Origin of the sequence: Tritonibacter horizontis (assembly GCF_001518015.1) — a bacterium.
GTDB lineage: Bacteria > Pseudomonadota > Alphaproteobacteria > Rhodobacterales > Rhodobacteraceae > Epibacterium > Epibacterium horizontis.
This window is the reverse complement of the sequence record NZ_LPUY01000094.1, coordinates 22,185-33,188: the sequence shown is the minus strand read 5'-3', so window position 1 is coordinate 33,188 and position 11,004 is coordinate 22,185. Positions and strand designations below refer to the sequence as shown.

General features: G+C 61.9%; 9 protein-coding genes. 1 reads left to right on the top strand and 8 read right to left on the bottom strand.

What is annotated here, in order from left to right; genetic code table 11:
* The 8 genes from TRIHO_RS17915 to TRIHO_RS17880 all read right to left on the bottom strand — a co-directional run.
* Positions 1-462: hypothetical protein (locus tag TRIHO_RS17915; RefSeq protein WP_207498733.1), on the bottom strand; the 462-nt coding region annotated here is incomplete at its 3' end.
* A 281-nt stretch (positions 463-743) separates the two neighbouring features.
* Entirely contained in the window at positions 744-1,769 is a 1,026-nt protein-coding gene (locus tag TRIHO_RS17910; protein WP_068246898.1) for an SIS domain-containing protein, read from the bottom strand.
* A complete protein-coding gene (locus TRIHO_RS17905; protein WP_068246904.1) occupies positions 1,766-2,509 on the bottom strand; it encodes an ATP-binding cassette domain-containing protein in 744 nt (247 codons plus the stop codon). Before TRIHO_RS17905 ends, TRIHO_RS17910 begins: the two co-directional genes overlap by 4 nt.
* The gene (locus TRIHO_RS17900) at positions 2,506-3,717 is read right to left on the bottom strand and encodes an alanine racemase (protein WP_068246895.1); all 1,212 of its coding nucleotides are present in this window, start codon (positions 3,715-3,717) and stop codon (positions 2,506-2,508) included. Before TRIHO_RS17900 ends, TRIHO_RS17905 begins: the two co-directional genes overlap by 4 nt.
* A gap of 15 nt (positions 3,718-3,732) precedes the next feature.
* A complete protein-coding gene (locus TRIHO_RS17895) occupies positions 3,733-4,686 on the bottom strand; it encodes an ABC transporter permease (protein WP_068246892.1) in 954 nt (317 codons plus the stop codon).
* A 66-nt stretch (positions 4,687-4,752) separates the two neighbouring features.
* Entirely contained in the window at positions 4,753-5,805 is a 1,053-nt protein-coding gene (locus TRIHO_RS17890; RefSeq protein ID WP_068246889.1) for a substrate-binding domain-containing protein, read from the bottom strand.
* Between the two features lie 38 nt (positions 5,806-5,843).
* A complete protein-coding gene (locus TRIHO_RS17885) occupies positions 5,844-7,106 on the bottom strand; it encodes a M20 family metallopeptidase (protein ID WP_068246886.1) in 1,263 nt (420 codons plus the stop codon).
* A complete protein-coding gene (locus TRIHO_RS17880) occupies positions 7,103-8,317 on the bottom strand; it encodes an ROK family transcriptional regulator (protein WP_207498731.1) in 1,215 nt (404 codons plus the stop codon). Before TRIHO_RS17880 ends, TRIHO_RS17885 begins: the two co-directional genes overlap by 4 nt.
* A gap of 301 nt (positions 8,318-8,618) precedes the next feature.
* Between TRIHO_RS17880 and TRIHO_RS17875 the strand changes: the two genes are divergently transcribed.
* The gene (locus TRIHO_RS17875; RefSeq protein ID WP_068246882.1) at positions 8,619-11,003 is read left to right on the top strand and encodes a methyl-accepting chemotaxis protein; all 2,385 of its coding nucleotides are present in this window, start codon (positions 8,619-8,621) and stop codon (positions 11,001-11,003) included.
* The last annotated feature ends 1 nt before the right edge of the window (position 11,004 follow it).

Genomic DNA, 11,004 nt, shown 5'->3' with positions numbered 1-11,004 from the left:
CACCCGCCACTGGCTCGTGCGCAGGCGGTCATTCAGCAACAATTCAACCCGCCGCCGCAGCTCCAGAAGATTGAGATGGGCCTCGTCATCCGAAATGCGCACCAAACGATCCACCTCCTGGACAGAGGCCCCCCCGAGATGCGCGGCCCGCGCCAGATCAAGCGCATCGCGATACAGATCCAGCGTGGACTGCAACGAAGCAACGTCGAGTTCCACCCCGGCCTCCTGCGCGAAGCCCTGCAAGGCGATCAGTTCGGCAGAGGCCGCCTGATAGTTGACCAAAGCGCGCTCGGCATAGGTCGGCTCTTCCGGCCGCAAGATCGAATTCTTGAAGTTATGAATAAACCCACCATACCCGGTTTCGTTTTCCAGCACCTGAAAGGAACGGGCAATTTCCTGCAGGTGAGCCTGATTGACAGCATGCGAATTGCTGAACCGAAAAAGCAAAACTGCTGCGATCAAAATCAGGCCCAGAAAAAACGCAGGCAGTGCTCGTTGCCGGATCATTGCAACAGATCGGCCGGTCTGGCCGCGCAGGGTGGCACCCCACGGTGGGCCGAGGGCAGTGGGATCGCCTGGCAACCTGACTGGAAATTCGATGGGGCCGGGTGCGCCACTTGTCAAAACGTCCTTGGCAAGGCGGCGAAGACCACCGCTGGCAGAGTATGGGTCCCGACGGAAAGGTAAGTCAAGCGGCCGCCCACCTCGCGCCGCCGTTCCCAGTCAGAGCTGATGATGCTCCGTCAGACCGTCTCTGTCACCTTCTGCAGGCCAGGCGGTGCATCAGGGTTTTCGCCCAGATCCACGGCCAGTTGCTCGACAAATCGATAAAACGCAATCGCCTGCAGGATCGGGTCAACCAAGGGGTGTGGCCCCTGTGGCACCGGCAGCCCCTTAGCCCCGCCCACAGCGGGCTGCACGACAAACACATCGGCGCCGGTGCTTCGCAGCCTGGTTTCCGCCGCCAATAGCGACGGCGCGGCCTGATCGCGGGTGCCAAAGATCAACGCACCAAAACCGGCATCCGCAATCGCCACAGGGCCATGCAGGCTTTCTGCGGCGGAATAGGCTTCGGCGTGGATGCGGCAGGTTTCCTTCAGTTTCAGCGCCGCTTCGGCAGCGACACCCAGCCCCGGACCGCGCCCCAAGCAAAACAACGAACTGGCCCGCGCAAGCGGCAGAGCGGCGCGGCTCCAGTCCTGGCGCAGGGCATTGTCTGCCAATTCGGGCAAGGCCTCCAGTGCGGCCCGAAGCCGCGCATCGCCGGTGTAGCCAGTCAACAGCGCAAGGCTCGCGAACAGCATGCCCACGTATGATTTTGTCGCGGCAACCGCCCGCTCTGGCCCCGCGTGGACCGGCAGCACCAACGCCGCACCGCGCCCCAGCGGGCTGTCCTCGACATTCACGATTGCGATGCTCTGCGCGCCGCCTCGCGCCGCACCCGCCTGCAGGGCTGCCAGGTCAGGACTGCCGCCCGATTGGGAAAATGCAACGCAAGCATAGTCGGCCAGTTGCAGATCCGCACCATAGACCGAAGCCACAGACGGGCCGACAGAGGCGACCGGCAGCCCGGCGACGACCTCCATAAGGTATTTGAAATATGTCGCGGCATGGTCGGAGGTGCCACGCGCGCAGGTAATCAGCCCTCGGGTTCCGTCGGCCCGCAGACGTGCGCCCGCCTCCAGATAGAGCCCGATTTCAGCGAGCTGGCGGCGAAGCATCGCCGGGATCTCGGCGATTTCGGCAGCCATCAGGGTTTGATGCGTCATTTGTGCACTCCCGTGATCATCGACACGATCTCGTTCTTGTCCGTTTCGGCCGTCTTGCGGATGCCAATCTGTTCGCCCCGGCGCAAAACACAGATCCGGTCCGACAGGGTAAACACCTGATCCAGACTGTGACTGATGATCAGGATCGCAAGGTTGCGTTCCCGCAAAGAGGCGACCAATTGTTCGACGCGGGCCGTCTCGGCCACGCCCAGGGCTGCGGTGGGTTCGTCCAGCAGGATCAGTTTGCTGGCCCAGTGGGTCGCCCGCGCAATCGCGATACCCTGCCGCTGACCGCCGCTGAGGTCACGAATGGTGGAGCTGGCAGAGGGGATACGAACGTCCAGCTCGTCCACCAACGCCTGACTTTCCCGCCGCATCCGCTCCTTGTCCAAAAGGCCAAAAGGTGGCTTTGTCAGCTCTCGCCCGAGGAACATGTTCATGAACACCGGCTGCTGATCGGCGAGGGCAAGATCCTGATAGACCACCTCAATTCCGCGATTGCGCGCCGAGCTGGCATCGGCAAAGGAAACCTTCTCGCCGTCCAGCGCCACGGTGCCGGAGGTCGGGCTATAGACGCCGGAGATCATCTTGATCAGGGTCGATTTTCCCGCCCCATTGTCACCAACGAGGGCCACAATCTCGCCGGGAAACAGATCAAGCGAGAAGTCCTGAATGGCAATCACCCCGTCAAAGGCCTTGTGGATATTGGTGAGCGACAGCACCGGAGTTGGCTGTGTCATGGGCGAAAGCTCCCCGGCCAATCGACGAGGTCGCCAAAGCCGTTTTCAATTGTGGTAACACGCGGCGCACCAGTGGACACACCCCGCAGGCCTACGACCAGCGCACGGGTGACAAAGGCCTGACCGCGAAAGCCAAACACCACCGTATCGCCCGTCTTGGGGGCATCAGGACCGGTGGCGTCGATCATGGCGTAGTAATCGATGGCGGAATAGTCCGGGACCTCCACATCGCGCAGGGCCGCGCGGGTCGTGGTCGGTTCAGAGCCGACCAAAGCCCGGACCTGATATTTCGGGAACACCGGGTCAATATAGAGCCCCCCACCAAAGCAATAGGCTTTGCCACCGTGGTGGTGCGAAACTTCGGACAGATATAGGGCCGCCGGATCCTCGGGCAGATCTTCGACCGCATGCAGGGGCGTGGTGCCATGGAGTCCATTACCCGGCTCGACCTGTGTCGCACCTGCCTCTGCCAGGGCCGCCAGCACGGTGGTGGATGTGGTGCCCGGCGCGTTGACCGCGATGCTGTCCCGCCCTGCCCGCGCCAGCGCCTCGGCCGCACGGTGCAGCGTGTCGAGGTTCGGCGTCGGGCGGACCTTGCGCGTGTCCGGGTCGAACAACAGCGCCGGAAAGGTGGTGATGCCAGCAAAGGACCCGCCCGCAAGCGCGTCGATCCGGTCGGCCACCGCCAGAATCTCACCGGCATCGAACCCGCCTTCGTGCCCACGATAGAAGGTATCGCCCGAGGTCTGGATCCGCGCCATCAGCGCCTGGTTGCGCCCGGCCATCTGGGCGGCGGCAGCGGCCTCGGCCGCCTTGTCATCCGAGAACACCGTCCAATAGTCAGGTTTCAGCTTGGCAGCAGCAAAAGCAGCTTCGCGCGTCGGCACCTGCACCAGGTGGCCAAGGTGCCCGGTCTTCAACCCGGCCCGGTCGCAGGCCAGCGCACAGGCCATATCCACCGCGACAGAGCGTGAGATACCGCCCGCCTGAACCGCCTCGCAGAACCCGGAATGACGACCGATCTGTTTGGTCATGGCAAAGACGGTCAGCCCCAGCCTATCCGCCTCGTCCTGGATCAGGCGGGCGTTGCGCTCTACCGCGTCCAGGTCCAGCACATAGGCATTTGCCGGGATCTCGCCGCTTTGGTGCAACGCCATCGCGGCTTCGATAAATCCGGGGTTTCGCCGGATGAGCAGATCGAGAAACATATCGTGTCCTTCCGTTTAGCGGCTGGTGTCGCGCAGCGAAATGGCGACTGCGAGCAGGATGATAAGACCACGGACGATCATCTGATCGGAGACCGCCAGCCCCATCAGGATCAGCCCGTTGTTGAGCATGCCCATCATCAGAGAACCGAGGAGCGCCCCGATAATCGACCCTTTGCCGCCATTCAGCGCGGTGCCGCCGACGATCACGGCCGCGATCACCGTCATCAGATCGCTTTCCCCAAGGGTGTATTTCGCCGCCTGAAGACGGCCCGCGTACAACAGACCCGCCAGACCCGCGCAGCTGCCGCAGAGTGTCAGCACATAGAGCCGCACCCGCGCCACGCTGATGCCAGAGACCTGCGCCGCACGGGCATTGTCCCCCACCGCCAGCACATGCGCCCCGAAACGGGTGTTGCGATAAACCAGATGACCGAGGCCGACGACAACAGCGGTCCAGAACACCAGCGAGGGCACCGTGAACAGTTTGCCGGAGCCGAAAATACCGGTGAACGTCTCGTTCAGCACCGGGATCGAGCGCAGGTCGGTCATTGACCGCGCAATCCCCGCAAAAAGCCCCATGGTCGCGAGGGTGACTAGGAACGATGGCAATCGGACATAGGCCACCATCACCCCGTTAAAGGCACCAATCCCAGCCCCCGCCCCGAGCCCTGCAAGAATGCCCACCGCCATCGGGAAATGCTGCATTGCCACGGCGGCCGACAACGACGACACGGCCACGACAGACCCAAAGCTGAGGTCGATCTCGCCCGCGGAAAGGGCAAAGACAAGACCGACAGCCATGATCGTCGCCGGCGCAGTCTGCAACACGATATTCGTCAGATTGCGGCTGGTGAGAAAGCCATCACCATGCAGGGTCAGCGCGAAGAAAAGAAAGATCGCGACGAACCCGATGTAGATCACGCTTTGCTGAAGATCGAAGGATTTGAGTTTTTGAATGGCCATGGTCATTGCCGGATCCCTCAGAGAGAAAGTGACCGGGGACGAGGCGCACTGGCCCAATCCCCGGAGGAGATTTTACTGCGAGACGAGGCTTGTCGGCGGCGCTGTGTTGAGCGAACGCTTCCAGCCCTCCACCACGGTATCCGCTGTGACGGTGACGGCAGGGGCAACCACGAAGGGCGGCACGTCCTCACCCAGCAGATCCAGCACGGCGGAGGCGGCCATCGCGCGCCCCAGCTCGTATGCTTCGTCAGCGACGATCGCAGCGACATTGCCGCCCCGCACCATGTCCAGCGCCACCGGCTCTGACAGATCAAGCGTCACGATCTTGGTGGTGGCGTTGCCATTCGCCCGCAATGCGGCAAGCACGCCCTCTGCCGGGCCCGCCCAGGTGACGTAGATGCCACCCAGATCCGGATTTTTCAGCAGCATCGCATTGGCAATGTCTTCCGCGCGGGCCGGGTCACTGATCCCCTGTTCCGCCACGATGGAAATCTCCGGGTAGTCGTTTTCGATGGTTGCCTTGAACGCGTTGTCGCGCTGGTTGGTCACGTAGTAGCTGGCATCGTGATAGATCCAGCCAACGGTGCCCGCGCCGCCCATCGAGGCGGCAAGCGCATCGGCCGCCTGCTTGCCCATCTGGAACAGATCATCGGTGACAATCGCAGCGTAGTCCTGCGGATACTCATAGCCCGACGGCAGGTTGGACAAAAACGACAGCGCCACCCCTGCCTCTTTTGCCTCCTGGAACGCGGCGGCCGAAGTCACCGGGTCCAGCGGCAGCGACAGGATGATGTCGGGCTGCCGTGTCATTGCGGTTTCGATATCGCTGCGTTGTTTGGCTGCATCAAAACCGGCGCTGGTGACGGCCACGACCTCGACCCCCAGCCGCGCGAACTCATCGCTGGCGCCCGCGGTCACTGCATTCACGAAATCGGACTGGTCGTGCCAAAGCAGCGCCGCCTTGTGCCCGCCTTCCTGCACCTTTGCCACCAGCGCGTCGCTGACGGTCACCTGCGCCGATGGCGTCGCGGTTTCACCGCCGGGGCCGGTTGTCTCGGCCAGCGCAGGCGATGTTATCAGCGCCAGAAAGGCTGCCCCTCTCAGGGTCTGGGTCAGAATTGTCATTGGAACCTCCACAGGTTGGGTCTGTTTTTATTTGCTTTTCAGATGTCCGGGCTGCCGCAGTAGCGAGCGATGAACAGGGCGAAGGCGCGGATCGCCGCGAGGTATTCGTCACTCGCGATCCGTTCCTCATAGGTGTGCGCCACGGCGATATCACCGGGGGCGCAATAAACGGCTGGGCAGCCGATCATCTCGGTCAGAAAGGGCATCTCCGACCAATAGGGGGCGCCACCGATACGCCCCGCCTCGGACCAGCTTTGACGAACACATTCCGCCAGCAACTGCGCCGGGGCCGCGTCGCGCGGGATCTCCACCGCAGAACCCCCCTTGGGGTGATCGCGACCCGCCGGGTAGTCGATGGTCAGGCTCAATCCGGCCGCAAGATCGACCTGCCCGAGGACCGCCTCAAATCTTGCGATTGCATCATCCAGGTCTTCGCCCGGTCGCAGCTTGCGGATCAGCGACAGTTTGCATTGCCCCGGCACCGCGATGAACCCACCGCCTTCGACTCCGGTCACCAGCAGAGAAGACGCACCCACCAGATCGTGCTTTGGCCCGGCGGCCAGTTCCGCCTCATGCGCCCATAGCGCGCTCAGCACCGCATGGGTTGCTTTCAGCGCATCCACGCCCAGCTCCGGCGTCCCGAAATAGGCCGTCTTGCCGGTCAGGGTGAGCTCCGCGATGAAGAACCCTATCTGGGCCGTGTAGACGTCCAGCCCTGTTGGCTCGACATAGAGGGCAAAATCGGGTTTCGCGATCTCGCCCGCTCTGACCCGCTGGACCAGATCCTTTGCGCCGGCGCTGACGCCGCTGCCCGGCTCGCCGCTTTCCTCGTCGCCAATGAAGGCCAGAGTCACGCGACCTTGCAGGTTGACCCCTGCCCTCCGCAACAAGCGCATCGCCGCAATCGCGGTACAGATGCCACCCTTGAGGTCACTGGCGCCGCGCCCCCAGATCTGACCCTCCCGCTCAACCCCTCCAAAGGGGTCACGGCGCGGGTCATTGGGACATTGAGCATCCCAATGCGCCTCCCAGCCGCGCACGTGGACAGTGTCCGTATGGCCCAGGATCATCAGGTTCGGCCCCTCGGCGCCTGCTGTTGTTGCCCAGGTGTTTTCGCGCCCCGGCAGGAACGCACCAGCCCCCGTCGCAAGACCCAGCGCCGCCATCTGTTGCTCCAGGAACCGGGCAAAGGGCGTCTCGTTTCCAGTAACACTCTCAACCGACAACGCGTCTTTCAGCAGCCGCAGATCTGCGTCGCGGTCCTGCGCTGCCAGCAACCGTTCCGTCAGCGCCGCGCTCATGAGGCACCTGCCTTGAAATCGGCAATCGCGGGCGGAGGCACGGCGATACGCGCCCCGCTCTGACCTTCGGCAAAGAGCGAAATATGCAGGTGGGACAGCGCGATAGAGGCCCCTCCCGCAAGCGCCGCATGATCGCCAAGGGTGGATTTTTCCACCGTCACCGGACGCGGATAACATTGCGCGACACAGCCGCGAACCCGGTCCAGAAGCTCGGTGCGGGCGCCGATTGACCCCCCGATGACAACCACCGAAGGATCGACAATCGCCACCATGGCAGCAATGGCACGCGCGATCTGGCGCGCCACCGCATCCAGGGTTTCGATCGCCGCCTGATCGCCGTCGGCGGCCGCGTCAAATACCCCCGGCACATCCAGTTCCCGGCCCTTCAAAGCCCGGTATTGACCAACAATCGCCTCTGTGGCCGCGACCCGTTCCAACGCTCCGGTGCTCAGGCTTTCTGGCTCAAAAGGGTCGGCCCCAAACGGCAGAAACCCGATTTCACCTGCCGCGCCGGAATGGCCCCGCAGCAATTGGCCGCCCATCACGATGCCAGCGCCGATACCTGTCCCGACCGAGATAAAGACCAGGTCCTCGCCCTCGCCGCGACTGCCAAGCCAATGCTCACCCAGGGCCGCCAGGTTGACGTCGTTCTCGACAAAGACCTCGACCCCCAGCATGTCACGGAGCGCGCCAGCAAGGTCGATCTGGTCGATCCCTGCGATATTCGGCGCCAGCAAAATGGCTCCGCTGGCCGGATCTGGCACGCCCGGCACACCGACGACAGCCGTATGTAGTTTCTCGACCCCGCCGACGGCGTCGGACGCCGCGGCCTGAACCAATCGCGCGATCTGCGCCACCACGTCCATGCCACCGGTCGGTTCTGTCGGCTCGACCCGCTCGGCCAGCACGCGACCGGTTAGATCGCACAGGGCCACACGCACCTTGGTTCCCCCCAGATCGACACTGGCGATGCTCGCGGCCGAGGGCGCGATCTCATAGACCACGGCGCGGCGCCCGATATGACCCTCGGTCTGACCGACTTCGCGCACCCAACCTTCGTTTTCGAGGTTGCCGACAATCTCGGAAACGGTCTGTTTCGACAGACCGGTGATCTTGGCCACGCTGGCACGCGAAACCGGGCCAAAGCTTGCAATCGCCTGAATGACCGCGCTTTGCGACATACGTCTGGAGATATTCGATTGGGTCGACACGGCGCTTCCTTTAGTTCGTTCTGTTACCGAACTAAAGGAAGCGCCGTGCGTCTGTCAATACTCTTTGCCAACGCAAGAACCGGAAACAGAAGCTGATCTATTTGGAAAGCTGAAACTTCTCCGCTTTTGAATTCCACAAAGACGTCACGAATTTTACCCGGAAAAACCGGCGTTTCAGGCAACTTATGGGTTTGCAGCCAGAGGAATTGTGAATCGTAAGGCGCAAATTAACTCCTGATGCCGAAAAGATAGCTCGATGCTTTTTGCGTACCTTTGAGGGTGCGTGGCGCTGGAGGACTAGATGAACTCGCTTTCAAGGCTCAAAATTCGCTATAAACTGCCCATTTTCCTTGTGTGTTTTGCCCTGTTGGCCAGTACCGTTCTCGTGACGGTCAGTACTATCAATTATCAACGTAACGCTTGGCTCACAGTCGAGAATCAGTTCGATTCGATTGTCACTGACCGCCAGGCGACATTGACCGCGCTGCTCAGCTCGATTCGCGCCGATGTCGAAACCCTCAGTGCGATTCCGTCGATTGCGACCGCCGCACAACGGATTTCCGCGGCCTGGTCCGGCGTCGGAGAAAACCCCGGCGAGGCCGTTCGTGAGATGTACATCGCCGAAAACCCCAATGGCCCATCAGAGCGGTTTTTGATGGATCGCGCGGGCAAGACGATCCCTTACAACATCCACCACGCGGCGTTTCACCCATCGTTCCGCAAGCTTCTGGTGGCAAAGGGTTACAGCGATGCCTATCTGATCAACGTCGCCGGGGACGTGATGTACAGTGTTGCCAAACAAGACGAATATGGCACGAACCTGCTGTCAGGCCCGTTTGAGGCGTCAAACCTCGCGACCCTATTCAACCAGGTAATGGAAGCGGACGTCGGTGAAATTGTTTTCTCCGACTATGCCACATACCCGCCTGGCAACAAGACATCCGCCGCCTTTGTCGGGTCGCAGATCGTTGCAAGTAGCGGCCAGGTGGTCGGTGTCTTTGCTTTGCAAATCCCGGAACAACTGGTCAATCAGATCGTCACACAGGTCAGCGGCGTCGGCGAAACCACCGATATCTTCCTGGTTGGCGCCGACAACACAACCCGCTCCCGTTCCCGGTTCGAAGACGGCCATGCCTTTCTTGATACGCTCCCGGTTCTTGAACAAATCGAAGAGGCCAAAGCGGAAGGACAATCGTTCCGAACCGATGCCATCGGCGTCAACGGCGCCCATGTGGTCACCTTGGCGCGCGACCTTTCCGGGACTGGTGTCAGTTGGACCCTTGTCGTCGAAAAAGAACGCGACGAGGTCCTCGCCCCCGTTCGCCACGACCGGATGATGCTGATCTTCACCTCCCTTGCGAGCGCGGCCCTGATGACCCTGATCGGCTGGTTCTATGCCCGCAGTTTCCTCAAACCCATCGACGGGCTCTGCGCCAGCATGGCAGCGATTGGCCACGGCGAACTGGACGAGACCGTTCCTGCCGCTGCGCGCGGTGACGAATTCGGTGACATGGGCAGGACACTGGTCGCAATGCAGAGAGAGTTGAAACAGGCCCGTCTGCTCGAAGATCAAGGCCGCGAAATGCAGGCCGAACAGACCATAGTGGTCGACACCATCAGCAAGGGCCTGAAACATCTGTCCGAAGGCGATCTGACCTACGAAATTGTCGAACCCTTTGGCGAAAAACACGAAAGACTTCGTCTGGATTTCAACGGCGCGGTTCACAAGCTGAAAGAGGTCGTTCTGGAGGTTGTGGAAACCTCAAGCAGCATCCAGTCGGGTGCCACCGAAATCAGCCAGGCCTCGGATGACCTGTCCTCTCGGACGGAATCTCAGGCCGCCACCCTGGAAGAAACGGCAGCCGCTCTCGATGAGCTGACCGCAAGTGTCAAATCCGCCGCCGACGGGGCCCGCAGCGTTGAGGATATCGTCATCCAGGCCAAGGGTGAGGCCGAAGCGAGCGACGTAGTGGTGCAGACTGCCGTGGATGCGATGACCAAGATCGAGACCTCTTCCGACAAGATTTCGCAGATCATTTCGGTGATCAACGACATCTCTTTCCAGACGAACCTGCTGGCCCTGAACGCCGGCGTCGAAGCCGCGCGGGCCGGTGAAGCAGGCCGCGGCTTTGCGGTTGTCGCCTCAGAAGTCCGGGGGTTGGCGCAACGCTCCTCTCAGGCTGCAGCGGAAATCAAAACCCTCATCACCGAATCTTCGCAACATGTGGGTGAAGGGGTCGACCTCGTTGGCAAGACCGGAACCGCGCTGCGCTCGATTGTCGAACGGGTCACCCATATCTCCAGCCTGGTCTCTGAAATCGCGGAAGGCGCTGCAGAGCAATCGGTGGGACTGGAGGAAATCAACACCGGCATGACACAACTTGACCAGGTCACGCAGCAGAACGCTGCCATGGTCGAGGAAGCAACGGCTGCCAGCCATCTGTTGCGCTCGGACTCCGGCAAACTCGCCTCTCTCGTGTCGCATTTCCAAACCGGTGGCAACCACCGGGCGCCACCCCAGCAGGCACCGGTCCAACGTGAGGTCTCGCCCCCGGTCGCTGTACAAACGGTATCGACGCCCTCTGCACATGGGGATGACGATATGGAGTTTGAGCCACAAGCGCCGCAAGCACCGGTCCCAATGACGGAGGGCTCCGCCGCCCGAGATCTTTGGCAAGACTTCTAGT

What these genes read in the sequence shown, in the direction of transcription:
- TRIHO_RS17910 (WP_068246898.1), bottom strand. Translation starts at nt 1,769, where the DNA reads ATGACGCATCAAACCCTGATGGCTGCCGAAATCGCCGAGATCCCGGCG.
- TRIHO_RS17905 (WP_068246904.1), bottom strand. Translation starts at nt 2,509, where the DNA reads ATGACACAGCCAACTCCGGTGCTGTCGCTCACCAATATCCACAAGGCC.
- TRIHO_RS17900 (WP_068246895.1), bottom strand. Translation starts at nt 3,717, where the DNA reads ATGTTTCTCGATCTGCTCATCCGGCGAAACCCCGGATTTATCGAAGCC.
- TRIHO_RS17895 (WP_068246892.1), bottom strand. Translation starts at nt 4,686, where the DNA reads ATGACCATGGCCATTCAAAAACTCAAATCCTTCGATCTTCAGCAAAGC.
- TRIHO_RS17890 (WP_068246889.1), bottom strand. Translation starts at nt 5,805, where the DNA reads ATGACAATTCTGACCCAGACCCTGAGAGGGGCAGCCTTTCTGGCGCTG.
- TRIHO_RS17885 (WP_068246886.1), bottom strand. Translation starts at nt 7,106, where the DNA reads ATGAGCGCGGCGCTGACGGAACGGTTGCTGGCAGCGCAGGACCGCGAC.
- TRIHO_RS17875 (WP_068246882.1), top strand. Translation starts at nt 8,619, where the DNA reads ATGAACTCGCTTTCAAGGCTCAAAATTCGCTATAAACTGCCCATTTTC.